At 64.2% G+C, this 25727-nt stretch carries 22 protein-coding genes and 2 pseudogenes; 10 read left to right on the top strand and 14 right to left on the bottom strand.

Features of this window, described 5'->3' with window-relative positions:
• Window positions 1-34 precede the first annotated feature (34 nt).
• The 4 genes from DEBA_RS11830 to DEBA_RS11820 all read left to right on the top strand — a co-directional run bounded on the left by DEBA_RS11830 (window position 35) and on the right by DEBA_RS11820 (window position 2459).
• Entirely contained in the window at window positions 35-337 is a 303-nt protein-coding gene (locus DEBA_RS11830) for a hypothetical protein (RefSeq protein ID WP_013259169.1), read from the top strand.
• A gap of 12 nt (window positions 338-349) precedes the next feature.
• Window positions 350-658, top strand: a complete 309-nt coding sequence (locus DEBA_RS11825) for a hypothetical protein (protein ID WP_013259168.1) — start codon at window positions 350-352, stop codon at window positions 656-658.
• Window positions 659-669: 11 nt separating this feature from the next.
• Window positions 670-840 (top strand): hypothetical protein, encoded by a 171-nt coding sequence (locus tag DEBA_RS18440; protein WP_013259167.1) that lies wholly within the window; start codon window positions 670-672, stop codon window positions 838-840.
• A gap of 404 nt (window positions 841-1244) precedes the next feature.
• Window positions 1245-2459, top strand: coding sequence for an ABC transporter substrate-binding protein (locus DEBA_RS11820; protein ID WP_013259166.1), 1215 nt, complete (start codon window positions 1245-1247; stop codon window positions 2457-2459).
• A gap of 94 nt (window positions 2460-2553) precedes the next feature.
• On the opposite strand, the gene DEBA_RS11815 is transcribed toward DEBA_RS11820, so the two are convergent.
• Genes DEBA_RS11815 through DEBA_RS11795 form a run of 5 tightly spaced genes read right to left on the bottom strand, consistent with a single transcriptional unit; the run spans window position 2554 to window position 5645 of the window.
• Window positions 2554-2991 (bottom strand): ACT domain-containing protein, encoded by a 438-nt coding sequence (locus DEBA_RS11815; protein WP_013259165.1) that lies wholly within the window; start codon window positions 2989-2991, stop codon window positions 2554-2556.
• Window positions 2992-2993: 2 nt separating this feature from the next.
• Window positions 2994-3551: a 2-oxoacid:acceptor oxidoreductase family protein gene (locus DEBA_RS11810; protein ID WP_013259164.1), complete on the bottom strand. Its 558-nt coding sequence runs from the start codon at window positions 3549-3551 to the stop codon at window positions 2994-2996.
• Window positions 3552-3573: 22 nt separating this feature from the next.
• Window positions 3574-4320 (bottom strand): thiamine pyrophosphate-dependent enzyme, encoded by a 747-nt coding sequence (locus DEBA_RS11805; protein ID WP_013259163.1) that lies wholly within the window; start codon window positions 4318-4320, stop codon window positions 3574-3576.
• A gap of 1 nt (window position 4321) precedes the next feature.
• Window positions 4322-5422: a 3-methyl-2-oxobutanoate dehydrogenase subunit VorB gene (locus DEBA_RS11800; protein ID WP_013259162.1), complete on the bottom strand. Its 1101-nt coding sequence runs from the start codon at window positions 5420-5422 to the stop codon at window positions 4322-4324.
• Window positions 5415-5645 carry a 4Fe-4S dicluster domain-containing protein gene (locus DEBA_RS11795; protein ID WP_013259161.1) on the bottom strand — a complete coding sequence of 77 codons (231 nt, stop codon included), beginning with the start codon at window positions 5643-5645 and terminating at the stop codon, window positions 5415-5417. Before DEBA_RS11795 ends, DEBA_RS11800 begins: the two co-directional genes overlap by 8 nt.
• A 226-nt stretch (window positions 5646-5871) precedes the next feature.
• On the opposite strand from DEBA_RS11795, the gene crcB reads away from it, so the two are divergent.
• The 3 genes from crcB (at window position 5872) to DEBA_RS17205 (ending at window position 7759) form a co-directional block, all read left to right on the top strand.
• The gene (crcB, locus tag DEBA_RS11790; RefSeq protein WP_013259160.1) at window positions 5872-6249 is read left to right on the top strand and encodes a fluoride efflux transporter CrcB; all 378 of its coding nucleotides are present in this window, start codon (window positions 5872-5874) and stop codon (window positions 6247-6249) included.
• Between the two features lie 18 nt (window positions 6250-6267).
• Window positions 6268-6627 (top strand): DUF190 domain-containing protein, encoded by a 360-nt coding sequence (locus DEBA_RS11785; RefSeq protein WP_013259159.1) that lies wholly within the window; start codon window positions 6268-6270, stop codon window positions 6625-6627.
• 172 nt (window positions 6628-6799) lie between these two features.
• Window positions 6800-7759, top strand: a complete 960-nt coding sequence (locus tag DEBA_RS17205) for a GGDEF domain-containing protein (protein WP_187288553.1) — start codon at window positions 6800-6802, stop codon at window positions 7757-7759.
• A 75-nt stretch (window positions 7760-7834) separates the two neighbouring features.
• Here the strand turns inward: DEBA_RS17205 and DEBA_RS18950 are convergent, their stop codons facing one another.
• The 4 genes and pseudogenes from DEBA_RS18950 to DEBA_RS19060 form a co-directional block, all read right to left on the bottom strand.
• Window positions 7835-9541 (bottom strand): flagellin N-terminal helical domain-containing protein, encoded by a 1707-nt coding sequence (locus DEBA_RS18950; RefSeq protein ID WP_013259157.1) that lies wholly within the window; start codon window positions 9539-9541, stop codon window positions 7835-7837.
• A 299-nt stretch (window positions 9542-9840) separates the two neighbouring features.
• Entirely contained in the window at window positions 9841-11532 is a 1692-nt protein-coding gene (locus DEBA_RS18945; protein WP_013259156.1) for a flagellin N-terminal helical domain-containing protein, read from the bottom strand.
• 316 nt (window positions 11533-11848) lie between these two features.
• Window positions 11849-12148 (bottom strand): annotated as a pseudogene (locus DEBA_RS19065) (flagellin); the annotation flags it as partial.
• 884 nt (window positions 12149-13032) lie between these two features.
• Window positions 13033-13552 (bottom strand): annotated as a pseudogene (locus DEBA_RS19060) (flagellin N-terminal helical domain-containing protein); the annotation flags it as partial.
• A 293-nt stretch (window positions 13553-13845) separates the two neighbouring features.
• Here DEBA_RS19060 and DEBA_RS17200 point away from each other — a divergent pair.
• From DEBA_RS17200 to fliS, 3 genes are all read left to right on the top strand, one after another.
• Window positions 13846-16314, top strand: a complete 2469-nt coding sequence (locus DEBA_RS17200) for a glycosyltransferase (protein WP_013259154.1) — start codon at window positions 13846-13848, stop codon at window positions 16312-16314.
• Between the two features lie 324 nt (window positions 16315-16638).
• Window positions 16639-19056 carry a flagellar filament capping protein FliD gene (fliD, locus tag DEBA_RS11735; protein ID WP_013259153.1) on the top strand — a complete coding sequence of 806 codons (2418 nt, stop codon included), beginning with the start codon at window positions 16639-16641 and terminating at the stop codon, window positions 19054-19056.
• Between the two features lie 58 nt (window positions 19057-19114).
• A complete protein-coding gene (fliS, locus tag DEBA_RS11730) occupies window positions 19115-19555 on the top strand; it encodes a flagellar export chaperone FliS (protein WP_013259152.1) in 441 nt (146 codons plus the stop codon).
• A gap of 89 nt (window positions 19556-19644) precedes the next feature.
• On the opposite strand, the gene DEBA_RS11725 is transcribed toward fliS, so the two are convergent.
• The 5 genes from DEBA_RS11725 to DEBA_RS11705 all read right to left on the bottom strand — a co-directional run bounded on the left by DEBA_RS11725 (window position 19645) and on the right by DEBA_RS11705 (window position 25678).
• Window positions 19645-20106, bottom strand: coding sequence for a hypothetical protein (locus tag DEBA_RS11725; protein ID WP_013259151.1), 462 nt, complete (start codon window positions 20104-20106; stop codon window positions 19645-19647).
• Window positions 20084-21667 (bottom strand): CgeB family protein, encoded by a 1584-nt coding sequence (locus tag DEBA_RS17195; protein WP_013259150.1) that lies wholly within the window; start codon window positions 21665-21667, stop codon window positions 20084-20086. The genes DEBA_RS11725 and DEBA_RS17195 overlap by 23 nt, the downstream gene beginning before the upstream one ends.
• A gap of 19 nt (window positions 21668-21686) precedes the next feature.
• Window positions 21687-22301, bottom strand: a complete 615-nt coding sequence (locus DEBA_RS11715; RefSeq protein ID WP_013259149.1) for a hypothetical protein — start codon at window positions 22299-22301, stop codon at window positions 21687-21689.
• 142 nt (window positions 22302-22443) lie between these two features.
• Window positions 22444-23991 (bottom strand): glycosyltransferase family 9 protein, encoded by a 1548-nt coding sequence (locus DEBA_RS17190; RefSeq protein ID WP_013259148.1) that lies wholly within the window; start codon window positions 23989-23991, stop codon window positions 22444-22446.
• A complete protein-coding gene (locus tag DEBA_RS11705; protein WP_187288552.1) occupies window positions 23975-25678 on the bottom strand; it encodes a glycosyltransferase family 4 protein in 1704 nt (567 codons plus the stop codon). Before DEBA_RS11705 ends, DEBA_RS17190 begins: the two co-directional genes overlap by 17 nt.
• Between the last annotated feature and the right edge of the window lie 49 nt (window positions 25679-25727).

Below are 25727 nucleotides of genomic sequence, written 5' to 3'. Positions count from 1 at the left end.
TTCGTTTCGCACCGCAAGACATGGAGATTGTTTAATGGGCAAACTGGGCATACTGGTTTCCTCGGATAAGCACATCGATCACCTGATCGGGATCACCGACGCGGCCAGGGCGTCGGGGCATGAGGTCATCGTGTTTCTCAGCGCCGAAGGCGTGTTGTTGACGCAGCACCCGCGTTTCCCCGAGATGGAGGGCAAGACCACCATCAGCCTGTGCAACGTCGGTTTCGAGTTTTTCAAGCTGCAAAAGCCGGTGCCGGTGGTCAAGGACGAGGATTTCGCCACGCAGATGCGCCACGGTCACCTGATCGAGGACTGTGACCGCTATATCGTATTATAGGGAGGCCGGCAGATGAAGGTCGAAAAAGTCGCGTTCATTATCAAAAAAGACGACTGTTGGGAAGGCATTCGCTCCACGCTGGGCCTGTTGGTGGAAAACATGTGGTGCGCGGCGTTCGTGGTCGATCACGAAATGCGGGTGCCCGCGTCCAAGACCATCGACGACCTGCGCGAAAACCTGGAGATGCTCGTCGACGACCTGGAAGGCGAGGTCTACAGCAACGTCCAGGCCAACGTGGACAACTTCGAGCAGGTGCAGTACATGTCCCTGGAGGACATGGCCGAAAAAATCAAGCAATATGAACTGGTCGTGCCGTTCTAGGGAGGCGTGGCGTGAAGCACTTGATGATATTCAAAACCGAACCCGACAAGACCACCACGTTTTTGGCCGAGAAACTGGCCGAGGGCAAGCAGGCGCGGCGGTTCAATCTTTACGAAGACGCCGATTACGCCAAACTGGTGGAGCTTGTCTTTGACAGCGACGAAGTGATAAGCTGGTGGTGAACTGATCACCGGCGTCGCCAAACGGGGCCGCCGTGTTCGGCGGCCTTTTCTTATGGCCTATCCAAAAGTCATGGCTTCAAAAATCGTCAAAAAAAATAACCGCTGCTTGTAAATTTCATCACAACGACAAGTGGTCGCTTATTTCGCATTGAAAATCGGCGTTGGGATATTCTAGACTCGTTATTGCCGGATCGTGAATATGGACGGTCGTCGGCGATGACGATGGCCGCTCGCGCTGGCTGGCGTGGCCGGAGGCGTCGCCTTGGGGTGGCTTGGCGGCGCTGGCCGCGGCGAAGCCGGCGAAAGGCTTGCGATTTGGCTTCTTGGTCGACGAAGTTCGGCGGTGCGGTATTCGAGATGGCATACCGTCGGCACGCATTGAAAACGTCTCGAGGGAGAGGAACATGAAAAGGTTTTTGAGCTTGTTTCTGGCATTGGTGATGAGCGCGGCCCTGTGCGCCACGGCGATGGCCGCCGAGGTCAGGGGCGTGACCGACACCGAGATCAAGATCGGCCAGTGGGGCCCCCAGACCGGACCGGCGGCCCTCTGGGGCGCGGTGGCCCGCGGAACCGACTTGTATTTCAAGATGCTTAACGACGAAGGCGGCGTCAACGGCCGCAAGATCGCCTATTATCTGCGCGACGACGGCTATCAACCCAACCGCACCAAGGCCATCGTCAAAGAGTTGGTCGAAAATGAAGGCGTTTGGGGCTTTGTCGGCGGCGTGGGCACCAGCCCGGGCATGGCCGTGATGCCTTACCTGGTCGAGAAAAACATCCCCTGGGTCTCGCCGTCGTCTGGCTCCACCCACTGGACGATCCCGCCCAAGAAGAACATCTTCGGCGTCTACCCGACCTACCCGGTCGACGCGGCCCTGTTGGTCCGCCACGCCCTCGACACCCTCAAGAAGACCAAGATCGGCTTCCTCTACCAGAATGACGACTACGGCAAGGGCGGCCTGATGGGCGCTCGCAAGGAGCTGCGCGACCACAAGCTGGAGCTGGCCGCCGCCGTCTCCACCGAGGTCACCGACACCGACCTGAGCACCCAGGTGCTCAAGCTCAAGGAAGCCGGTTGCGAAGTGGTCGTTCTGTGGTTGCTGCCCAAGCAGGCCGCCATCACCCTGGGCACCGCCGCCAAGATGGGCTTCAAGCCCCAGTTCATGACCAGCACCACCCTGGCCGACCCCGAGCTGATGTACAAGATCACCAAGGGCCTGTGGAAGGGCGTGATCTTCTCGACCTTCGGCGAACTGCCCTGGTCCGACCATCCGATGATGGTCAAGCTGCGCGAAGCCTGGCAGAAGTACGCCCCGCAAGAGCGTTGGGGCGCTTTCTACACCTCGGGCATCCTCTACGCCATGCCCATGGTCGAAGGCATCAAGCGCTGCGGCAACGACCTGAGCTATGACAATTTCATCAAGCAGATGGAGACCTTCAAGGGTTGGAGCGAGGGCTTGGGCGCGCCGCTGACCTTCACCCCCGAGCAGCGTCAGGGCGCCAACAGCGTCTTCCTGGCCGTTTGCGACCCCGAGGTCAAGGGCATGGGCCGCAAGATCTCCGACTGGATCACCATCGAAAACTTCGACATCAAGGACTACGAGGGCCTGGACCACTAAGCCCCGGATCGGCGTGACGCCAAAAACGCGGGCCCGACTTTATCGGTCGGGTCCGCGTTTTTTCGTCGATCGTCGCCCGCGTCGGGCGCGCGCCTCACATGTTGTAGAGTTCCTCGTCAAACAGGCGGATCCACTCTTTTTGCAGGGCCTCGACGGCCGTTTGCAAGGTCTCGGGGGCCACGCCGATGATCAGGATCGTCGACTCGGTGGTCTGGATGGTGGGGTAGATGTGCAGGACGTTGATGTCGGTGCGCTTGAGCGGGTTGAGCACGGCCTGCAAGCCGCCGGCGTGATGGGGCGTCTCGGCGGCCAGCACCTGCTGGGTGCTGACGTCGACGCCGCGGCCGACCAGCACGTTGTAGGCTTTTTCGGGGTTGTCGGCCACGAAACGCATCAGGCCCTGGCCGCCGGGGGTGTTGGTCGAGACGAAGAAGGCGATGATGTTGACGCCCGCCTCGCCCATCATTTCGCTGATGGCGGCCAGTTGACCCGGACGGTCGGGGATGTTGATGGTGAGCTGGGTGACGGTCATCTCTAGCTCTCCTTGGCCGCGAGGCGGCGAACGTGGTCGGCGCCCGCATCCAGGGCCCGCCTGTTGAGTTCCAAAACCTTGGCCTTTTTGCCCAGGCCGGTGGCGGCCAGGGCCTCCTTGAGCGCATCGAGGCCGACCACGCCGGTGGCCTGGGCCATGGCGCCCAGCATGACCACGTTGGCCGAACGGTCCTCGCCCAGGTCGTGGGCGATGCTGTTGACGGGCGCCTTGATGATTTTCACGTCGTCGCGGCCGATCTGGTCGCGCACCAAATCCTCGTTGATCAACACCATCCCGCCGGGTCGCACGATGTTGGCGAAACGCAGCAGGCTGGGGTTGTTCATCACCACGATGATGTCGGGCGAACTGGCCACGGGGCTGGCGATGGGCTGGTCGCTGACCACCACCGTGCAGTTGGCCGTGCCGCCGCGCACCTCCGCCCCGTAGGACGGCAGGTAGGTCACTTCCTTGCCTTCGTTCATGGCCGTCAGGGCCAGGGTGTAGCCCATCAGCAGGACGCCCTGGCCGCCGAAACCGGCGAATATGCTTTTAACGGTCAACGCTGACCTCCTTCGGCGGCGGCTATTTGTAGCCGGTCTCGTCTTTGATTACGCCCAGCGGGAAGAACCGGGTCATTTCCTCCTCGACCCACTGGCAGGCCGCCACCGGCTGCATTTTCCAGTTGGTGGGGCAGGGCGAGAGCACCTCGACCAGGCTGAAGCCAAGGTTGTCGATCTGGGCCTGGAAGGCCTTTTTGATGGCCTTTTTGGCCTTGTTGACCTTGGCCGGCGAGGTGACGGCCACGCGCTCGAGGTAGACGCTGCCCTTGGCGATGGCCAGCATCTCGGTCAGGTTCAGGGGCGAACCATCGCGGGCCACGTCGCGGCCACCGGGGGTGGTGGTCGAGTACATGCCCGGCAGGGTGGTGGGGGCCATCTGGCCGCCGGTCATGCCGTAAACGCCGTTGTTGACGAAGATGGCCGTGATGCGCTCGCCGCGGTTTGCCGCGTGGATGGTTTCGGCCGTGCCGATGGCGGCGATGTCGCCGTCACCCTGGTAGGTGAAGACGACCTTTTGCGGCAGCACCCGCTTGATGCCCGTGGCCACGGCCAGGGCCCGGCCATGGGGGGCCTCGCCCATGTCCACGTCGAAGTAGTTGTAGGCCAACACCGCGCAGCCGGCCGGCGGCACGCCGATGGCCTCCTCGCGGAAGCCAAGCTCGTCGATGACCTCGGCCACCAGGCGGTGGATGATCGAGTGACCACAGCCCGGACAATAGTGGAAGATGTTGGGCTTGAGGCTCTTGGGCGCTTCGAAGACTTTTTTCATGCTAAGCCTCCCGCCTGGCGGACGCCGGGCCATCCTGGTCCAGATGGGCGCGGTAATAATAGTGGGTGATCTGGTGGGCGACTTCCTCGGGGGTGGGCACCACGCCGCCGGGCCGGCCATAAAAGTTGACTTCGGCCTGGCCCTTGACCGCCAGCTCCACGTCCTCGACCATCTGGCCGGCGCTGAGTTCGATGACCAAGAGATGGCGCACGACCTTGGTCAGCTCCAGCAGGGCCGGCTTGGGGAAGGGCCACAGGGTCTTGGGCCGCAGCAGGCCCACCTTCATGCCCAGTTCGCGCACCCTGGCGATAGCCCCCTTGGCGATGCGCGCGGCCGTGCCGTAGGCCACCAAAACCAGCCTGGCGTCCTCGGTCATGTAGGATTCCCAGTCGATCTCGTTCTGGACCACCGCGTCGTACTTGCGCACCAGCTTGTAGTTGTGCTCTTCGAGGATTTTGGGGTTGAGCAAAAGCGACAGGAGCGCCCGTGGCGGCCGGCCCTTGGCCCCACTCAGGGTCCAGTCTTTCTTGGGCAGGGCGGCCGGGTCGAGGGGCTCGGGGAAGTTCACCGGCTCCATCATCTGGCCCATCATGCCGTCGCCCAGGATCAACACGGGGTTGCGGTACTTGTCGGCCAGGTCGAAGGCGCGGATGGTCATGTCGCACAGCTCCTGGCACGAGGCCGGCGCCAGCACGATACAGCGATAGTCGCCGTGGCCGCCGCCGCGGGTGGCCTGGAAATAGTCGCTCTGGGCCGGGGCGATGTTGCCCAGGCCCGGCCCGCCGCGGACCATGTTGGCGATCACCGCCGGCAGCTCCAGGCCGGCCAGATAGCTGATGCCCTCCTGCTTGAGGCTAATGCCCGGGCTGGAGGAGCTGGTCATCACCCGGCCGCCGGCCATGGAGGCGCCAATGACCATGTTGATCGAGGCCAGTTCGCTCTCGGCCTGGACGAACGTGCCGCCCACCTCCAGCAGCCGGCCGGACATGTATTCGGGCACTTCGTTCTGCGGCGTGATGGGGTAGCCGAAGTAGTAACGGCACCCGGCGCGCACGGCGGCCTCGCCCAGGACGTGGCTTCCACGCATCAATTTTTTAGCCACGGTACACCTCTATCGCCAGGTCCGGGCACATCGTCGCGCAGATACAGCAACCCGAACAGCCGTCCTTGCCCTCTTTGGCCTCCTCGGGCTTGAACTCCGCCGGGTAGTATCCCTTGCTGTTGATTTCCTTGCTGACCTGGATGCATTGGTTTGGGCAGAACGCGACGCAAAGGTGACAGCCCTTGCATTTTTCGCGTTCTATTTCGATTTTGCCTTTGGACATCCCCACTCCAATGGTCTTTCCCCGGCGCGGAGGGAACAGGAAGCTCGACCGGGGGCTATAAGCTGCTATTAGGGTTGAGCAAAAACAACTATCAAAGCTATGGGTTCGTGTCAAGGGCCAGAGCTGTTCATTATATCATTTGTGAAAGATGATTGTGCCGCCGAACGGCTGGTGTTATCTATGAGACGCGGCCGTTCATCGGTCGCCCGAGGCGGGAGCGACTGGCATGATCCAAAAACTGATCCTCGTGGCCCTGGCCGGGGCCGTGGGCACCTTGTGCCGCTATGGCCTGGGCAACCTGGTTCATCGTTGGCTGAGCGCGGGCTTTCCTTGGGGCACGGTCTGCGTCAATCTGGTGGGCAGCTTCGCCTTTGGCCTGGTCTGGGCCCTGGCCGTGCAGCGGGCCGTGATCGGCCCCGAGGCCAGGCTGATCATCCTCACCGGCTTCATGGGCGCCTTCACCACATTTTCCACCTTCATGTTCGAAACCGGCGAACTGCTGCGCGGCGGCCAATGGCTTTTCGCCATGGGCAACCTGGCGTTGCAAAACATCATTGGCCTGCTGGCCGTGCTGGCCGGCATGGCCCTGGCCCGGGCGCTGTAGCGTAAAAGGAGGCTTTGCATGAAACTGGACGGCCAGTGCCTCAGGCTGAGTATTTTTATCGGCGAAAGCGCCAGGCTTCACGGCAAGCCGGTCTATCAGCTCATCGTCGAGCGGGCCCGCCAAGAAGGCCTGGCCGGGGCCACGGCCTGGCGGGCCATGCTGGGCTTTGGGGCCAACAGCCGCCTGCACACCGACAAGATCCTGCGCCTGTCCGAAGACCTGCCCGTGATCATCGAGATCATCGACGCGGAAGAAAAAATCCAGCGCTTTGCGCCGCTGTTGGACGAACTGATCGGCGAAGGCCTGGTGACCATGGAGCCGGTGCGGGTGGTGGCCTACCGCGCCAATCCCGAAAAATATTTCCAGACCCACGCCTAACCCTAGCGCGTCATGGCAATTTGTCGCTGGCGCATCGGGTGGCGATTTGTTATTACTTAAGGCCATGACAACGGACAACCATAAAAGATTGTTCGAAATTTCCCTTGCCATCGCGCGCAAGGTGCTGCCGTTCCTCGGCCAGCATCAGATACCGGCAACGCCCGAAAATTACATGATATTTTATCTCTATTTCGAGGGCGACCTGCATCTTGTCCGCCGCGTGGTCGACGCCCAACTCAACACCGGCCGCCCATGGACCGCCGAGACCACCAGCCAGGTCTTTGGCCAGCTTTTCAGCGCCGAGGCCAACATCGACATGCGCCGCAACAACGAACGCCTAGCGCAATCGCTGCGTCAGACGGCCGATTTCATCGTGGCCCGCTCGTGCCAGACGGCCGAGTTGGCCGATTCGGCCAGCCGTGAGCTGTGCAAGACCATCGAGGCGGCCCAGCGCCTGGGCGAGGCCGACGAGGCCGGCCGCTGGCTGCGTCAGGCCCTGCTCCAGGTCCAGGAGGTCAACCAGGCCAGCAGCAGGCTGGGCGGCGAGCTGGTCGACAAGAGCCAAGAGCTGGAAAAGGCCGTGCAGTCGCTGGATCGCCTGGAGACCATGGCCCTGACCGACGAACTGACCAAGCTGGCCAACCGCCGGGCCTGGGACAGCCGCCTGCGCGTGGAGTTCAACCGCTTTCTGCGCTTTGGCCGGCCCTGCTCGGTGATCATGCTCGACATCGACGACTTCAAGGCCATCAACGACCGTTTCGGTCATCTGGTGGGCGACCAAGCCCTGATCCAGGTGGCCAGGCTCTGCCAGCAAGGCCTGCGCGCGGTGGATTTCCTGGCCCGCTTCGGCGGCGAGGAGTTCGTCTGCCTGCTGCCCGAGACCAGCCTGGACGGGGCCTACGTGTTGGCCGAGCGCCTGCGCGCCTCGCTGGCGGCCTGGGCCTTCACGGCGGCCGGCCAACGGGCGCGGCTGACGGCCAGCTTTGGCGTGTCGTGCTTTCGCCCCGACGACGAGCGCCCCGAGCAGGTCGTCGAGCGGGCCGATAAGAACATGTATCGCGCCAAGGCCCTGGGCAAGAATCTGGTCTGCGGCGAGGAGCCCCTGGGCCCCAGTCAAGCCTGCCTGAACTGAGCCAACCACAAGCCAAGGCCAAAGAAAAACCCCGCCGCGCGGACGGGGTTTTGTTGTCGCGCGTCGCGGCCGGTTTTATCCGCCCAGCAGGCTCAGGGCCAGGTTTGGCAGGCTGTTGGCCTGGGCCAGCATGGAGACGGCCGCCTGGGTGAGGATGTTGTTGCGGGTGAACTCGGTCATTTCCAGGGCCACGTCCACGTCGGAGATGCGCGATTCGGCGGCCTGGAGGTTTTCGGCCTGGATTTGCAAGTTGGTGATGGTGTTTTCCAGGCGGTTTTGCGTGGCGCCCAGGTTGGCGCGGGCGGTGTCCTTGCGGTTGATGGCCGCGTCGATCTGGCCCAGGGCCGCTTGCGCCGCGCTCTGGGTGAGGATGTTGGCCCCGTCCCAACTCACGCCCGCGCCCTGGCTGAACCATTCGTTGGTCTGGTCCAGCCGTGAATCGGCATAAACATAGGTTCCGGATAGGTCTATCCGCAGCGCCACCGTGGGGTCGACGGAGTCGCCGGAGGGATCGCCGCCTTCGCTGGACGCGTTGAGCTCGAAGGCTTGGCCATCGGGCATGGTCAGGCGCATGTACTGGCCGTTTGTGGCGGTGATCTGCAACTCCCAGCCCGAGCCATCGGAATCTTGCACCGCCTCGGCGCTTACCGCGTTGTTTTGGCCGCCGCCGGTGAAGGTTGGGCTCATGAAGACCAAGGTGGAGTAGCTGCTGGTGATCGCCATGGCGTCGAGACCAAAGCTGGTCGCGCTCAGGATGACCGACTGCGGTTCCGCTGAATCGTAGACAGCCACCAACTTGGATGAACCCGGGCTGGCGCTGGCGTTGTAGTTGACGGCGCATTGGAACCACTGGGCCACCGAGGCCAGGGAGGCTCCCTGGGTGCCGATGCTCAAGGTGGTCAGGGAGATGGCGGTCAGGCCCGGCAGGGTTGAGTTGTTGAACCTGTATTCAAAACCACTGACGAAGACGGACTCTCCGTCCAACTCGGTGGTGGTGCAGGTGCTGAAGTCAACCAAGTTGCCGCCGGCGTTGCCGCGGTTGATATTGTTGACGATATCGTCGAGGGTGTCGCCGGGGCCGTAATTGACGTAGCCATATCGGCCCCAGTCAGCGCCATCGTTGCTTAGCTGTATGCCGAAAGCCCCATAATGGTCTAGCGTGTCGGATGTGCTGGCCATGTCGAGGCTGTTGGTGCGAAAGACGCTTGCCTCCGCCCCGGACGCCCCGCCGCCGACTTGCAGGCCAGTGATGGAAGTGGCCTTCATGTCGGCGATGGAGACGTAGTAGTAGTCCTCGGCCGACTCGTTGCCCGTGCCAAAGTGGACCTTGAGGCCCGAACCGTCGTGCTGAGTGAGCAAGCTGCCGTCGAGGAGCTTGATGCCGTTGAAGTCGGTGGCGCTGGCGATACGGTCGATTTCCGCGGCCATGGCCTGGTATTCGGAGTCCATGATCAAGCGCTGGGCGGTGGTGTAGGTGCCGGTGGCGGCCTGCTCGGCCAGCTCCTTCATGCGGATGAGCTTTTCGTCGATGACGCTCATGGCGCCTTCAGCGGTCTGGATCATGCTGATGGCGTCGCTGGCGTTGCGCACGCCCTGGTTGAGGGCGGCGATGTCGGCGCGCATCATCTCGCGCACGGCCAAGCCGGCGGCGTCGTCGGCGGCGGAGTTGATGCGCAGGCCCGACGACAGCCGCTGCACCGAGGTGGCCAAGTCACCGTAGACGTTGGACAGGTTGCGCGCGGCGTTGGACGCCATCATGTTGTGGTTGATGTAAAGAGACATACGTCCCCCTGCCTCCATGGGTTACCCACGGCCCAACCTCCCTGTCGAGCGGACAACTGCTGCTATCTTGCGATCGAGGGGGCGTTGAAACCGGGTCGCCTCAGGGGGGGGCAGTGGGCGGAGGCCGTTTCAATGCTTTCAAAGACCTTTTCGGCGCGTCGGGCTCGGAACTTGACAATAATTTGGCGTGTCGAATCACTTTTATGCCATTTGACCGGCCCACGGCGAAAGCCCCCGCCGGCGTGGGCCGACAGGGGCTTTGACGATGTGTTTGGGGCCCAAAGGCGGCCGGTTTGGCCCTAGCCGCCCAGCAGGCTCAGGGCCAGTGACGGCAGGCTGTTGGCCTGGGCCAGCATGGAGACGGCCGCCTGGGTCAGGATGTTGTTGCGGGTGAACTCGGTCATTTCCAGGGCCACGTCCACGTCGGAGATGCGCGATTCGGCGGCCTGGAGGTTTTCTGCCTGGATCTGCAGGTTGGTGATGGTGTTTTCCAGGCGGTTCTGGGTCGAACCCAAGGAGGCGCGGGCGGTGTCCTTCTTGCTGATGGCCGCGTCGATCTGGGCCAAGGCGAGCTGGGCCGCGCTCTGGGTCTGGATGTGCGCGCCGTCCCAGGTCGGGCCGGTGGAGCCGATGCTGAACCACTCGCTGTCCTCGTCGCCGTCGGCCCAGTCGGAGACATAGGCCGCCGCCCCGGTGTTGAGGGCCATGGACGAGACGGTGGTGCCGGTGGTCGGCGTGCCGCCCACGGTGGCGGTGGAGGCGGTGAAGGCCGCGCCGTTGGTCTGGACCAGGCGCACCTGCACTCCCGTGCCGCCGGTGAGCTGCAGTTCGTAGCCCGAGCCGTCTGCGTCGGCCACGGCCGATGCGGTGACGGAGGTGGTGTCGGTTCCGCCGCCGCTGAAGGTGGCCCCGCCCAGGGTCAGGGTGGTGTTGCTGCTGGCCAGGGTGTCGGTGCTGGCCCCGAAGTCGCGGTCGGTGAGGTTGACGGTCAGGGAACTGGCCGTGGCGTTGATGGTGGCGTAGACGCCGTCAGCGTTGCCCACCGAGGCCCAGGTGTTGATGGCGAACTGGGTGGCGGCGGCGATGGAGGCCACCGAGCCCAGGTTCTGGATGCCGATGGTGTTGGCGGTGCTGGTGCTGGTGCCGGTGCTGAAGGTGAAGGCGTGGCCGTTGACGGTGATGGTGTCGCCGGCCAGGTCCGTCGAGGAGGAGCCGGCGGCGAAGGTGATGCTGTTGGTGGCGGCGTTGCCGGCGTTGACCTTGTCCACGACGTCGTCGAGGGTGTCGCCGGCGTCGACGGTCAGGAAGCCGTAGTTGCTCCAGGTCGTGCCGTCGGTGCTGGTCTGGATGCCGAAGGTGCCGTTGTTGGCCATGGCGTCGGTGGAGGCGGCCATGTCCAGGCCGGTGGTGCGCCAGGTCGCGCCTTCGCCGGCCCCGCCGCCGACCTGCAGGCCGGTGATGGAGGTGGCCTTCATGTCGCCGATGGAGACGTAGTAGTAGTCTTCGGCGGCCTCGTTGCCCGTGCCGAAGTGGACCTTGAGGCCCGAGCCGTCGTGCTGGGTCAGCAGGCTACCGTCGAGGAGCTTGATGCCGTTGAAGTCGGTGGCGTTGGCGATACGGTCGATTTCCGCGGCCATGGCCTGGTATTCCGAGTCCATGATCAAGCGCTGGGCGGTGGTGTAGGTGCCGGTGGCGGCCTGCTCGGCCAGCTCCTTCATGCGGATGAGCTTTTCGTCGATGACGCTCATGGCGCCTTCAGCGGTCTGAATCATGCTGATGGCGTCGGAGGCGTTCCTGATGCCCTGGTTGAGGGCGGCGACGTCGGCGCGCATCATCTCGCGCACGGCCAGGCCGGCGGCGTCGTCGGCGGCGGAGTTGATGCGCAGGCCCGACGACAGGCGCTGCACCGAGGTGGCCAGGTCACCGTAGACGTTGGACAGGTTGCGCGCGGCGTTGGACGCCATCATGTTGTGGTTGATGTAAAGAGACATATGATCCCCTCCGTGGTTGTTTTTGCGCCGCGGCCCGAAGTCCATATCGGAGCGGCTTTTGTTTTTGACTCCCTAGCGATGCGTTGGCGGGTCCCCGTGCCAATCTCGAAAGTCTTGTCACCCGTCCCCACGGGCATGAAGGCCGTCGCCTTCTCCAGAGCTTTCAAGAACCTTTTCGGCAGCGCCGGGCTGGAACTTGAGCTTTTTCGATACGTGAAACGGATTTTATCCTCGGCGGCGCGTGGCCAAGACGAGGCCCCCGCCGGCGCGGGCCGACGGGGGCGATAGTTTGTTCAGTCTTCAGTCGCCTGGCTGATCAACCGCCCAGGAGCTGCAGGGCCAGTTGCGGCAGGCTGTTGGCCTGGGCCAGCATGGCCACCGCCGACTGGGCCAGGATGTTGTTGCGGGTGAACTCGGTCATTTCCAGGGCCACGTCCACGTCGGAGATGCGCGATTCGGCGGCCTGGAGGTTTTCAGCCTGGATCTGCAGGTTGGTGATGGTGTTTTCCAGGCGGTTCTGGGTCGCGCCCAAGGAGGCGCGGGCGGTGTCCTTGCGGTTGATGGCGTCGTCGAGCTGGGCCAGGGCGAGCTGGGCCGCGCTCTGGGTGATGATGTTGGCGCCGTCCCACCATGCGCCAGAGGCGTTGCGGCTGAACCACTCGGTGTCGTCGTCGCCGTCGGCCCAGTCGGAGACATAGGCCGCCGCCCCGGTGTTGAGGGCCATTTCGGAGACGGTGGTGCCGGTGGTCGGCGTGCCGCCCACGGTGGCGCTGGCGGCGGTGAAGGCCGCGCCGTTGGTCTGGACCAGGCGCACCTGGGTGTTGCCTTCGGCGGTGATTTGCAGTTCGTAGCCCGTGCCGTCCTCGTCCTCGACCGCCGCGGCGGTGATGGTGGTGTCGGTTCCGCCGCCGCTGAAGGTGGCCCCGCCCAGGGTCAGGGTGGTGTTGCTGCTGGCCAGGGTCGAGGTGTTGTCGCCGAAGTCGCGGTCGGTGAGGCTGACGGTCAGGGTGCTGGCCGTGGCGTTGATGGTGGCGTAGACGCCGTTGGCGTTGCCCACCGAGGCCCAGGTGTTGATGGCGAACTGGGTGGCGGCGGCGATGGAGGCCACCGAGCCCAGGCCCTGGAGGCCGATGGTGTTGGCGGTGCTGGTGCTGGTGCTGGTGCTGAAGGTGAAGGCGTGGCCGTTGATGGTGATGGTGTCGCCGGCCAGGTCCGTCGAGGAGAAGCCGGAGTCGAAGGTGATGCTGTTGGTGGCGGCGTTGCCCCGGCTGGTCGCGCCGTCGTTGAACTTGGCCACGACGTCGTCGAGGGTGTCGTCGTCGTCGACGGTCAGGAAGCCGTAGGTGGTCCAGGTCACGCCGTCGGTGCTGGTCTGGATGCCGAAGGCGCCGCTGTTGGCCATGGTGTCGGTGGAGGCGGCCATGTCCAGGCCGGTGGTGCGCCACACGGAATCCAGGCCGGTGCCGCCGCCGACCTGCAAACCGGTGACCGAGGTGGCCCGCATGTCGCCGATGGTGATGAAGTAGTAGTCCTCGGCGGCGTCGTTGCCGGTGCCGAAGTGGATCTTCATGCCAGAGCCGTCGTGCAGAGTCAGGAGGCTACCGTCGAGCACCTTGACGCCGTTGAAGTCGGTGGCGTTGGCGATACGGTCGATTTCCGCGGCCATCGCCTGATACTCGGAGTTGATGATGATGCGCTGGGCGGTGGTGTAGGTGCCGGTGGCGGCCTGTTCGGCCAGCTCCTTCATGCGGATGAGCTTTTCGTCGATGACGCTCATGGCGCCTTCAGCGGTCTGAATCATGCTGATGGCGTCACTGGCGTTGCGCACGCCCTGGTTGAGGGTGGCGATGTCGGCGCGCATCATTTCGCGGATGGCCAGGCCGGCGGCGTCGTCGGCGGCGGAGTTGATGCGCAGGCCCGAGCTCAGGCGCTGCACCGACGTCGAAAGCCGCCCGTAGGTCGTCGTCAGGTTGCGCGCCGCGTTGGCGGCCATCATGTTGTGATTGATAATGAGACTCATTGGAACCCCTCCTTGGTTCGTGTGCGCCAATATCCTTTTGGCGCCTTGGACGGTGTGCCTTTCCCCTTGCGTGAGATTAGCCCGGCGTCACACCAGTTGTTTCAAGGGACTTATCGGCATCTTGAAAAACGGGTTAAGGCTTTTTTTGTCGTGGGGTCGAAAAAAAGCGCCGCGCCGCGGTGGCGTCAATCGCCGCGGGCGTCGTCATGGGTGGTTGACACCGCCGCGGCGGAAACATAAACTCAATGCTAACTAAACAGTTTGACGAGATTTTTCCCAGCGGCGGAGGGATCATGGCTGGCAGTAGACAAAAAAATGTCGCCCCTAAAGGCCAAGGCAAAAGGCCCACCATCAGCGTGGCCATGATGGTCAAGAACGAAGAGAAAATGTTGCCGCGGGCCCTGGAAAGCGTCAAGCCCTGGGTCGACGAGATCATCGTCGTCGACACCGGCTCCACCGACCGCACCGTGGAGATCGCCGCCTCCTACGGGGCCAAGGTTTATCACCACCCGTGGGAAAACAATTTTTCCACCCACCGCAACCAGTCCATCGGCTACTGCACCGGCGACTGGATCCTCATCCTCGACGCCGACGAGGAACTCGACCAGCAAACCGCGCCCCTGATGCGCCAACTGACCAACGCGCCGGAGGGGCTCAACTGCTTCCTGTTCAAGCTCTACAACGACGTGCCCGGCGGCGGGTCGACGTTCCTGCTGCACCCGCGCCTGTTCCGCAATGGCGTGGGCTTTCATTACGCCGGCCTGGTGCACAACGAACCGCGCATCAAGGGCCACTACACCCGTTCGGACGTCAAGCTGACCCACTACGGCTACAACCTGGACCCCCAGACCATGGAGGCCAAGCATCAGCGGCGGCTGGGCATGCTGCGCCAAGCCATCGAGCGCGAACCCCACAACTTCAAGGCCCACGCCTATCTGGCCCAGACCCTGGCCTCGCGCATCGACACCTGCCTGGAGGCCGTGGACGAGTCGCTCACGGCCATTCGTCTGGCCCAGGAGCAACTGGCGCCGGGCACCGACTTCCCGCGCTGCTACTATCCGCTTTTGGGCGCGCTTTACGCCCTGCAACGTTGGGACGAGACCGTCACCTACGCCCACGCCTGCCTGGAGGCCATGCCCAACTATCCGGATCCTTGGCTGTTTTTAGTTCACGCCTATTATTACAAACGGCAGTGGGATGATGTCTGCCTGGCCGGGCGACGCTTTTTCGAGATGCAAGACCTGGCGCGCAGCAAGCCAGAGGACTTTTTGTTCGCCGAAAACCAGACCTTCAACCAGTTCCCCCAGGTGTTGCACCTGTGGACCCTGGCCGAGGCCAACCGTGGCGACGCCGCCGCGGCGATCGATGTTTTCGGGCGCTTGGTGGCCGACGAGCGCGGCGAGCCCGAATGCCGACGCCTGGTCAAGACTTTGCTCACCGGCGACGACCCCCAACTGACCGTCGAGTTGATCAATCTGGCCATGGCCGCGCGGCCCCATTGGGATTGGCTGGCCCCGCTCAAGCCCGTGGCCGAGTCCAAGGCCGCCGAAAAGCTGGGCCGACAATATAAAATGGAAGCGCGCCGGGCCCTGGACGAGCACAGGCTGGAAGACGCGGCCAAAAACTTCGGCCTGGCGGCCAATCACGTGATCGCCGACGCCGAGGTCCATCTGGGCCAGGCCCAGGCCTTGTTGGGCCTGGGCCGCCACGCCGAGGCCGGCCAGGCCTTGGTCAAGGGCCTCTGCGCCCACCCGGGCCACCCGTGGGCCTGGCGGGCGCTGGCCGAGTTGAGCATGGCCAAAGGCGAGGTCGAGGCGGCCCATGTCTATCTCGAACGCTATCTGGCCATCCAGCCCGGCGACCAAGCCGCCCGCGAGACGTTGAGCCGGCTTCAGCTCGAGCGCGCGGCGACGCCCAGCGTGGCCGAGACGCCGCCGACGCTTCTGGTGTTTCTGGTGGGCGGGCTTGGCGCCGAGGCGGTCTGCGAAGTGGCCCCCCACTTCCTGATGCATCGGGCCTGGGGCCGGGCCATGTTCGATGGCGTCGACCCCGAGGATGACTTGGCTCGCTGGGCCACGCTTTTCAGCGGGCGCGCGCCGGCCCAGCACGGCCTGTCCGGCCGTTTGGGCATGGACAACCCCAAAAGTCTGGCCGACATGGCCGCGCCGGATATTTGGCGGACCATGGCCGGTTCCAAGCGAGTCGGCTTGCTGGCCGCGCCGCTGTGTCATCCCGCGCCGGCCATCAACGGCTGGGCCGTCTCGGGCTACCCGGGCGGCCTGTTGAGCGAGGGCCTGGTGAGTCCGCCCGAGTTGCTGCCCCGCGTCTTGGCCAGCGGCTACCGCAGCGATTTCGTTACCAGCAAGGCCGAGCAACTGCTGGCCACCAGCCTGCTGACCAGCAACCGCGTGCACGAAGGCCGGTTGTATCAGATCGAACGCAACAAACTGACCCTGGCCGCCAAGCTGCCGGCGGTGGACGTGTTGGTCATCGGCGTCAACTGCCTGGAATGGGCCCAGCAGAGCTTCAGCGGTGTTGACTCACGGGTTTTCGCCGCTTATCAGCAGGTTTACGCCATCATCGAAGCGGCCTTGGCCGGCCTGCGGCCCAGGCATTTCGCGGTGCTTGGCCAGCGAGGTTACGACAAGCTGAGCATGACGCCCACCGCCGAAGGCTTTTATTGCCTTTCGTGGCGCGGCGGCGAAAACGGCCGCGCCCCCGTCGGTGACGTCGTCGCCGAGATTTTGCGCCTGGTTTCCTGAGCGCACGTCAAAACACCGACAAAAGCGGCCGGGGTTAGCGCCTCGGCCGCTTTTGTTGATCGCCTATTATAAAACCGGTGATTTGTCGAATTCATTCAAGTCTTGGGCAAGACATGCCGATGCGGTCCTTGTAAGGCGTGGGCCGCTGGGCAGATGTTGCCCGGAAGGACGCCATGCCGCTGATAATGAAAGTGTTGGCAACCAATTGTCATGCTTGCATTATCGGGTCTTGGACATTGCTGGCACGCATGTTGCTTTACAAGCGGTGAACTCCGCCATCGGCGGCGGCGAAGTCCTTGCCCCACTCTAATTCGAGGACGACCCATGGCTTCTTCCACATCCGCCCTCACCTCGGCGCTGCTTTCGGGCTCGATCGTTATTTCCGGCCTTGGCTCGGGCACCGACTTCAACGAAGTCATCGACCAGTTGGTGGAGATCGAATCCATCAACATGAACAGGCTCGAGACCTGGAAGGCAACCTGGGAAGAAAAGATCGAGGTCATCACCGCGCTGAACACGCGCATGCTGGCCCTCGAGGAAGCCGCCGGGGCCATGGACACCGAGAAGGAATTCCTCTCGCGGGCGGCCACCTCCAGCAACACCAGCGTGGTCACGGCCACGGCCACCTCCAGCGCCTCCACCGGCGCATCCACCGTCACGGTTGGGCAAAACGTCAAACACATCGTCAGCACCGCCGGCTGCGCCGACGCCGACACCACGGCCTACGGCGGCTCGGGCGGCACGCTTATTCTTGAATCCAACGGCGTGTCCTACAACGTGGCCATCGACGCCGCCGACACGCTGAACGACATCGTCGACAAGATAAACGCCGTCACCGGCGAAAACATCGTGGCCAGCATCGAAAACGACGGCACCTCCAGCAATCAATACCACCTGGTGCTGACCAGCGGGACCGGCGGCGACGCCGGGCGCATCACGGCCACGCAAAACCCCACGGCGCTGTCGTTGGGCGGCAAGGACATGGTCGTCAGCGACACGTCTTCATGGGGCGGGGCCTCCATCGGCCTGACCGGCATGTTCACCGGCGACAAATCCGTGGCCAGCGTTTACGGCTACACCTTCACCGTGGCCTCCAGCTCCAATCCCTCGACCATCGGCGCCGACAGTTTCGAGTTGAACTGGACCGCCAGCGCCGGCGGCGGCTCGGGCACGATCACCGTGCCCGCCGACTATACGCCCGGCGACAGCATCGAGGTGGAAAAGGGCGTTTTCATTCAGCTTGGCGAGGGTTCGGTCAGCGACGGCGAGAGTTTTTCGGTCAACGCCTACGCCAACGACATCGATGACGCCGAGTTGGGCACTTGGTCCGGCCCGGCCATCAGCACCGAGGGCAACTATCAAGGCTCGGTGAGCAAGACTTTTTCCTTCGAGGTGATCAGCGCCGGCAACCTGCAGGCAGGCGGCGGCGGCGACACCATCGTCATGCGCTGGACCGACTCGCTGGGCAACACCGGCACGGTCAGCCTCTCCGACGCCGATCAGAGCTACGAAGTGGATCAGGGCTTCACGATCAAGCTGGACGCCGGCACGGTGACCCACGGCGACGATTTTCAGGTCAACGTCTTCGCCCCGGACAAGCAGCAGGGCCAGGACACCGGGCTGGCGCAGAACTGCAAGCTGATCCACGAAGGTTTTTCCGACACCACCATCACCCCCGTCACCGACTCCGACGCCACCTTCACCTACACCTACGGCGGCGAAACCACCAGTGTTGCGGTGGAGGCCGGCACCGTGCTGGCCGACTTGGTGGACAAGATCAACAACGACGAAAACAACCCCGGCGTCGAGGCCAGCATCGTCAACGATGGCCTGGGCCTGCCCAACAGCTATCGGCTGGTGCTCACCGGCACCAACACCGGCGCGCAGTACCAGATCTCCAGCGTCGAGCACGACTTCACCGGCTCCAATTTTTCCAGCGGCGGCGACGCCGGCGGCGGCTTCAGCACCAGCCAGTTGGCCACCAACTCCATGATCCAGGTCGACGGCTTCCCGACGGGCGACGTGTTTTTGCAGCGCACCTCCAACACCGTCACGGATGTGATCACCGGCGTTTCGCTGGCCCTGGTCGACGGCGGCACCTCGCGAGTGACCGTTTCGGTGGACGCCTCCGCCGTGGCCGACAAGATCGAGGCCTTCATCAACGCCGTCAACTACGTGCAGGACTACATCCGCAGCAACACCAAGTATGACGCCGAAGGCGACGAAACCGGCGTCTTGATCGGCAACTACGCCTTCCAGATCGCCAAGTCGCAGATCGACTCCCTCCTCAACAGCTCCATCCCCGGCTTGACCGACGGCGAGGACGCCTACACCCTGCTTCAGCAGATCGGCATCACCAGCAACCCCGACGACGAGGGCCGCTGGATCATCGACGAAGACATCCTTGAAGACGCCCTGGCCGACAATCCCGAGGCGGTGGCCAAGCTGTTCATCAACGACACGACCACCGGCAGCAGCGGCGTGGCCAAACAGATGTACGACCTGATGGACACCCAGACCAACGACGAGACCGGCATCTGCTCGGTGTTGATCAGCAACTACGAGGGCATCGTCAAGAACATCGACAAGAAGATAGACAGCGAGGAAGCCAGGCTAGAGCTTTATCGCCAGCGGCAGGTGGAAAAATTCGCCCGGCTGGAAGCCACGTTGTCGACGCTGAGCAACACCCAGACCGCGCTGGAAAGCGCCATCGCCGAGTTGCCCAGCTCCAGCGGCGACTAGGGTCAACAACCGGCCGGGCAGCGGCGCGGCCGTGAAACGCCATGGATGAGGTGGAATCATGATGAGTTACGGACAGCAGCAATACAAGCGGACCCAGGTGGCCACCGTGGATCGGGGACGGTTGATAGTTCTGCTCTACGAAGGGGCGATCAGCTATTTGACCAAGGCCAAGGCGTCCTTGGCCGAAAACGACATCCCCGGCGCTTCCGGCCTGATCAACCGCGCCCAGGACATCCTGGACGAACTCAACGCCTCGCTCAACCTGGAAGTCGGCGGAGAAATCGCCGCCAACCTGCGCCGGCTCTACCTGTTCATGGGCGACCAGTTGGTCAAAGCCAAGGTCAAGGGCGACGCTGAACAGCTCGACGGCGTGATTGGCATGCTCAGCACCCTCAATGACGCCTGGCGCGAGGCCGTGGCCAGCCCCGAGGCCCAGGAGGTCTTGCAGCAGCGGCCCACGCCGCAAAAGGCCCAGACCAGGGCCGGGGCCCAAGTCTGAAAAGACCGACCGGGGGCAGGCCATCCCGCCCCCGGTCGTCATTTGCTTCGCGTTGTTCGCGCCGCGCCAGGCCCTCGCCGGGCCGTTGTTCAACCGTTGCGCGAAAAACCTGGCCTGGGCCGGCTGTTGGTTGGATTGCGGCTGTAGGCGCGCACCAGCTTTTTGCCGGCGTCGAGTTTTTTCATTTGCCCCCGCAGATCGTCCATGGCCCGCTCCAGCATCGGTACGGCCAATTGATCCAACTCCAAAGTTTGTTGGGCCAGGTCGCGGATGTCGTCAACTTCTTGTTGACGCTGGGCAGCCGTTTGCGCCGGTAATTCGGCCAGGACCAACGACCACTGATCAAAGGCGGGCGCGAGCTTTCGCTGACGCAAGCCGATGCGCGTCCACAGGTTCCGACGTTTGGCCCAGAGGTCGTCCAGGGCCTCCAGTTGGTTTTGTCGCAACAAGGCCAGGGCCGTGTGGGCCAGGCTGTTGAGCTCTTGATGTAGTTTGCGCAGCTCGCCCAGCCGCGAAGCCAGGTTTTTGCTAAGCGCGCGCGGATCGCTCATCTTTGGCCACCCCTTCTTGCCCGGCGCCCAGGCAGATATCCAGCAGTTGACTCATGCGATGAAAATAGGTGTGTTCGGCCAGCACCCTTTGTCGTCCGGCGGCGGCGATGGCCGCGCGCTCGGCGGGATGGGCCAGGAAATGTCTCGCCTTTTCGATGAGATCGGCCACGCTTTCCACCACGACCAACTCGCGGCCCAGGTCGAACGCCTGGTCCAGGCCGGCGGCCATGTCCACCAGTTGCAAGCCGCCGCAGGCCGGGATCTCGAAGGTCCGCGGGTTGATGAAGTCGCTACGGCCCAGAGGCGTGGCCGGATCCACGTCGGAGTGCAGGTTGATCAGCGCCTGGCAGGCATTGTACACCTTGACCACTTCGTCGTCGGCCAGGCGGCGGCCGCCCAGGGCGACGATCCGGGCCCAGGGCCCCTCGGTCGGCCATTCGCTGCCCCAGAGGCGTAGGCCAAGGTCGCTTTGGGCCACTTTGGCCAGGGCCCGGCGGCGATTGCCATAAATCCCCGAGCCCATGAAACCGATGGGCGCGCCGAAATCACGGTGGTCGTCGTCGGAGAGGCTGACGGGGCGGTGGCAAGGCGGATGGGCGGCCAGCGGCAGGTGATGCCCGTTGGCCCCCAGGCGGCTCAGCGCGTGGTCAAAAGGTTCGCCCTGGATGTGAAAAAAGTGCTCGTAGCTGGCGGCGATGAGGCTGAAGTAATCGAAGAGGCGATGGTTTTCGACAAACCAATAGGCCGTGGCCACCCCTCGCGCGCCCATGGCCTCCACCGCGCGCGGCAGAAGCGGCGCTTGGGCCAGGGCCAAAAACAGGTGCGGCTGAAAATCATCGGCCGCCAGCAGCGCCAGTTCGCTGAAAAAGGCCAGCATCGGCGCCTGGGCTTTGCCGATGCGCTCGATGGGCTGGGCGCTGCGGCGCATGACCTCGTAGACCGGCGCGGCCTGGTGAAAGGGCAAAACCCGCACCTGGCAACCCAGACGCTCCAGGGCCTGGGCGCACCACAGGGCCACGGGCAGCGAGCCGCCCATGATCGGTGGGGCGAGCAACACCCGCGGTCGTGTCGGCCGTCGAGCCGGCCGCGGGGCGGTGGCCAAGCGCTGCAGGACGGCGGCGGCCTCGGGGTGAAGCCGGGCCGTGGGCCGGTGCAGCAGCACGGCCCGGCCGGCGGCCTGGTCGGCGCTGGGTGGTTCCAGGCAGAGGCGCACCTTGGCCAGCCAGGCGCTCATGTCGCGGGCGGCCAGGGCGCTGCGCAAGAGCCTGGCGTCGGGCTCCCAGACCAGCACGTCGCCATCGGCCAATGGTTCGACGTGATAGCCCAGGCCAAAGCCCAGCACGGCCAACGGACCGTCCGGCGCCTCGGCGGCCAGGCGGCGGCCCTCATCCCACGGGGCCACCGAAGAGCACCACCACTGCCCGTCCAGGCGCAGGGTGGGCCAGCCATCTCGGCTGGGCGTGATCCGCGCGGCGGGGTGGGGCGCCAAGCCGGCCAGGCGGCGGCTCAGTTCGGGCTGGCGCTGGGCCAGGGCCTCCAGGTTGCGGGCCAGGTGATCCATGACGACCGCCGTTCGGGCGTCAGCAGGCCAGGGCCATCCGCCGCATCTGTTCCATGAGCTTGGCCCAGGCGTTCATCTCCGGCTTGAGGTCGTATTGCAGCAGGTCGGCCAAGAGCACCCAGTCGTCTTGTTCCTGGGCGGCGAGCATTTCGGTGGTGAGGCCGGCCAGGCGTTCCAGGCGGTGTTGGGCCGAGACGCCGTCGGCGTGGATGCGCTCCATGTCCAGGCCCAGGGCGTCGCTGGATTGCTGGAGCGTTTCCAGCAGGATTTCCAGCGCTTCCAGAAACTGCAGATACTCCTCGTTGGCCGTCTGTTCGTCGCCGATGCGGAAAAGCTCGGCCACTTTTTCGATGGCCTCGGCCAGTGTGGCCAGGGTCGGCGGGAAGTTTTGCAGAAAACCCAGCGCCAGATCGCGGGTGCTGATGGTTTCGATCTCCAGGCGCTGGATGGCCTGGCGCGAGATTTCCTCGGGCGCGCCGTGGACCGCTTCCTCGTAGGGAGAGCCGTTGATCAAAAGCTCACGAATGGCCAGGTCGTCGCCCAGGCGTTTTTCGGCCAGGTCTTGGAGCATGTCCATGAGGTTTTCGCCGGTCAATTCGTCAGCAATGGCCTTGCCGTCCAAGATAATTTCCATGTCGTTCTCCTGGTTTCTCCCTTCGGCGGGGGAGATGGCCGCGCGGGGGCGGCAATGGTTGGCCGCGGGGGCCATCTGCGGTCATGATAAACCATAACACCGCATGATCAAAAGTTTTTTCGTCACTAAGGCCACTGCCCGATCACAACGCGGCGCAAATCTCCAGGCTTTGGGTCGCGGCCTGGCACGCCAAGGCCAGACGCGGCGCGCCGCCGCCGACCAGCGAGGCCAGGGGCTTGAGCTCCGGCGCTCGCGGCAACAGGCCCAAGGCCGCCTCGCGCTGGCCATCCGCCGCCGCCCAGGCCAGGGTCTGGGCCGTTCGCGCCAAGGCGTCAATGTCGGCGCGGGCCTGGTCGCTTGGCGGCAGGTGTTCGGCGGCCAATTCGGCGGCCAGTTCGGCGGCGCGAAAATCGTGCGTCGAACGGATCAGCACGCGCCCGGCCTCGCGCAGGGCCAGGGCCAAGGCCTCGATGCGCCCCAGCGGCTTGTTGGGCCCAAGCGGCCTGTAACGTTGGCCAAAGCGGTCGATGACGCCTTCCAGGGCCTGCACGCCTGGGCCGAAATCCACGTTTCGGCAGGCTTGGGCGGCGCTTTGGCCGGTGGCCAGGGCCAGGCCGGTGGCCAGGACCAATTCGGGGGCGATCAGCCGGCGGCACGGCGCGGCCCCGCCACAAACGGGCGTTTGCTCCTGGCACGGCCCGCAGATGTCACGCGCCTGCAACACCAGATGCCCCTGGCCGTAAGGCCCGGTCTCGTGGGCCTGGGCCGGGCCCATGAACAGGGCCAGCGTCGGCGCGCCCACGGCAGTGGCCAGGTGCAAGGTGCCGGTGTCGTTGGAGACAACCAAGGCGCAGCCTTCCAGCACGGCGGCCAAGGTTGGTAGGTCTGTTTTACCCATGATATCGATGAGTTGGTTGTGCGATCCAGCCATGGACGCCTTCATGCGCCGGCCGAGGTCGCCTTCGGCGCGCGCCCCGATCAGCAACGGTGCGCAACCGGCGGCGATGAGCCCGTCGGCCAGGGCGGCGAAGCGGTTGACCGGCCAACGGCGCAGGTCATTGTTGGCGCCAAGCTGCAGGGCGACCACGGGCCGACCGTCGCGGGGCAAAAGCTGGGCGGCGCGTTCGCGCGAACGCGGGCCGACCTGATAGCGCAGGCGTCCCACGGCCGGGCCCGGCGGGTCGGCGAAAGAGGCAAGCAAGTCGCTGAGATGGTGCCTGGTCAGGCGGCGATCGGCCACCATGTTCATCATGAAACCAAACCAGGGCTCGCCGACGAGGGCGTCGCCTTGGGCCGAAAAGCGCCAACCCGTCAGTCCGGCCTTGGGCCAGGCCTGGGCCAGGCGGGCGCTGGGCATGCTCATGTTGAGGTTGAAGATGTGCCGGGGGCGCAGCTCGGCGAGGCGGTTGTCGAGTTGGGCCAGGGCGCGCCGATCAGGGCAGCTTCCAGATAATGCGTTGATTTCGTTACGTTTGATGATTATGACCTCGTCGAGGTCCGGGCAACGTCGGGCCAAGGGGGCCTGCTCTGGCGTGACCATGGCCGCGATGCGGGCATGGGGGCGTCGCCGGGCCAGGTGGGCCAGCAGGGGCGTTGTTTGCAAGAAATCACCCAGGCGGGCCAGTTGAATGGCCAGGATGAGCGGACGGTCCGCCGTGGCCGGGGCGTTGGTGCTAGAGAAGCCGGGCACGGAGCACCTCGGCCTCCACCTGCGACGGGGCGATCCGCGCACGCAAGTGACGGTTTTCAAGGGTTATCTTGCCCGGCAGCGGTCCATCGACCGGGGCCAGGGCCAGCCAACGCCCGGCGCGGTATGCCCTGGCGCCGGTTTTGACCAGCCCCTGCGGGACGAATGAAAACACGGCGGGCCGACCGGCCAGCAGCTCGCGCAAGTCGTCTTGGTCCAAATCAAAGTTGCGCGAGGCGTGACCGGGACAGATCAAGGGCCAGGCCCCGCTGGCCACGCACAGGAGCACGTGGCCGGTTGATAGGCACAGTTCGAGCATTTGCTTTAATTTAGCGTCGGGTTCGGCGGCTCGTTCGATGACGTCGCGGATGACCAGCAAGTCAAAAGAGGCGGCGGGGCCATGCTCATCGGCCGAACTGATGGCCAGGCCAGGCCGGGCGGCGGCGATGGCGGCGGCCGTGCGGCCGTGGTCGATGGAGACCACGCCGATGTTTGGCGTGGCGGAAGGGCCCGTGGTCAAGTCGATAAGGCGGGTTAACTCGGCTATCAATGCGTTTTCATTGGGGTCTGGCGGCGGGGACTCGTGCGGCGCGGGTAGGGGGCGCTGCAAAAGCCTGCTGGCCGCCAGGCGTTCTCCGTGGATTATCTGGTCGGCGGCCACGGCCATGGGATGCTTGACCCTGCGTTCGGCCATCGTGTCGAAAAACAGTTCTTCCCACTGGCCGGCGATGGCGTCCCACGAATTATGGCTGACGACGGTTGCCTTGGCCGCGGCGGCGCGATCGGCCGCCTGCTGCGGACTGCTGATAACCGATTGTACGGCCATGATAAATTGATCTATATACCCGTTCGAGCCGGGCTCACCGCCCACTCTGAATTGTGGCGTGAGCACTGTCTCGGCCATGGCGAAGCGGTCGCTGGTGACGATCGGCACGCCCAAGGCCTGGGCCTCCAGGGCGGCGATGCAGGAAATTTCTGGAAACGCGCAAGGATAAAGCATGCACTCGCAGCTTGCCAAATGAGCGTAGTAGGGCTCTTTGGCCAGCGGCCCCAGCACCTCAACTCCGGGGGTTTTTTGGGTCAAACGTTCAATTTCAATGTATTTTTTTTGCAGCGACGGGTGAATTGGCGTATTCCCCAACTGATAACCGCAGATGGTCAGGCGCAAATGAGGGAATTGCCGAAGCAGCCGGGGCCAGATTTGTTCAAGCAAAAGCTTTAAGCCTCGCTCTGGTCGGGAGGCATAGATCATTCTGCCGGGCGTGCGCGTGACGCCGGCCGCGGCCCTTTCCAGCAGACCCAGGTCAAGCCCGTTGCGTGTCTGCACCAGCTTGTTAGCGCATGCTTCAAGTTTGCCGGCGTAATCTTGGGCGTGAAACCGGCTGAGCACGAACATGATGTCTATTGTCTGGAGATGCCTGGCCAACTCGGCCGAGTGGTCGAGGATGTCGTGGTTCCACAGCACGGTCAGCCCGGCCTGGAAAGGCAGGCTAAACGCGCCGAAAAAACGGCTGACGATGAGGACGTCCCAGCTTTCGCGGAGGACCGACGCCGTCATTGTCGTGCGATCATGATAAATTACGCCATGATACAAGCCCGGGGCCGGGCAGCGGCAAAATACCTGAACGCTGTGACCGCGCCGCGCCAGCGCTCGCGCCATCTGCACAAGCGCGGTTTCCGAGCCGCCCAACGCCCTTTCCTCGGGGCTGGCGCCATGAAACTCCTCGCCATCGGTGACA

Origin of the sequence: Desulfarculus baarsii DSM 2075, assembly GCF_000143965.1 — a bacterium.
Classification (GTDB): domain Bacteria; phylum Desulfobacterota; class Desulfarculia; order Desulfarculales; family Desulfarculaceae; genus Desulfarculus; species Desulfarculus baarsii.
Note: the sequence above shows the minus strand (reverse complement) of the source record. Positions and strands in the feature narration are given on the sequence as shown.

Bases quoted from the DNA above. Each gene is read 5' to 3' on its own strand.
- DEBA_RS17200 (WP_013259154.1), top strand. From the start codon at position 13,846: ATGGCTGGCAGTAGACAAAAAAATGTCGCCCCTAAAGGCCAAGGCAAA.
- DEBA_RS11805 (WP_013259163.1), bottom strand. From the start codon at position 4,320: ATGAAAAAAGTCTTCGAAGCGCCCAAGAGCCTCAAGCCCAACATCTTC.
- crcB (WP_013259160.1), top strand. From the start codon at position 5,872: ATGATCCAAAAACTGATCCTCGTGGCCCTGGCCGGGGCCGTGGGCACC.
- fliS (WP_013259152.1), top strand. From the start codon at position 19,115: ATGATGAGTTACGGACAGCAGCAATACAAGCGGACCCAGGTGGCCACC.
- DEBA_RS11785 (WP_013259159.1), top strand. From the start codon at position 6,268: ATGAAACTGGACGGCCAGTGCCTCAGGCTGAGTATTTTTATCGGCGAA.
- DEBA_RS11820 (WP_013259166.1), top strand. From the start codon at position 1,245: ATGAAAAGGTTTTTGAGCTTGTTTCTGGCATTGGTGATGAGCGCGGCC.
- DEBA_RS18945 (WP_013259156.1), bottom strand. From the start codon at position 11,532: ATGTCTCTTTACATCAACCACAACATGATGGCGTCCAACGCCGCGCGC.
- DEBA_RS11725 (WP_013259151.1), bottom strand. From the start codon at position 20,106: ATGAGCGATCCGCGCGCGCTTAGCAAAAACCTGGCTTCGCGGCTGGGC.
- DEBA_RS17195 (WP_013259150.1), bottom strand. From the start codon at position 21,667: ATGGATCACCTGGCCCGCAACCTGGAGGCCCTGGCCCAGCGCCAGCCC.
- DEBA_RS17205 (WP_187288553.1), top strand. From the start codon at position 6,800: ATGATATTTTATCTCTATTTCGAGGGCGACCTGCATCTTGTCCGCCGC.
- DEBA_RS11830 (WP_013259169.1), top strand. From the start codon at position 35: ATGGGCAAACTGGGCATACTGGTTTCCTCGGATAAGCACATCGATCAC.
- DEBA_RS11815 (WP_013259165.1), bottom strand. From the start codon at position 2,991: ATGACCGTCACCCAGCTCACCATCAACATCCCCGACCGTCCGGGTCAA.
- DEBA_RS11825 (WP_013259168.1), top strand. From the start codon at position 350: ATGAAGGTCGAAAAAGTCGCGTTCATTATCAAAAAAGACGACTGTTGG.
- DEBA_RS11795 (WP_013259161.1), bottom strand. From the start codon at position 5,645: ATGTCCAAAGGCAAAATCGAAATAGAACGCGAAAAATGCAAGGGCTGT.
- DEBA_RS11715 (WP_013259149.1), bottom strand. From the start codon at position 22,301: ATGGAAATTATCTTGGACGGCAAGGCCATTGCTGACGAATTGACCGGC.
- fliD (WP_013259153.1), top strand. From the start codon at position 16,639: ATGGCTTCTTCCACATCCGCCCTCACCTCGGCGCTGCTTTCGGGCTCG.
- DEBA_RS18950 (WP_013259157.1), bottom strand. From the start codon at position 9,541: ATGTCTCTTTACATCAACCACAACATGATGGCGTCCAACGCCGCGCGC.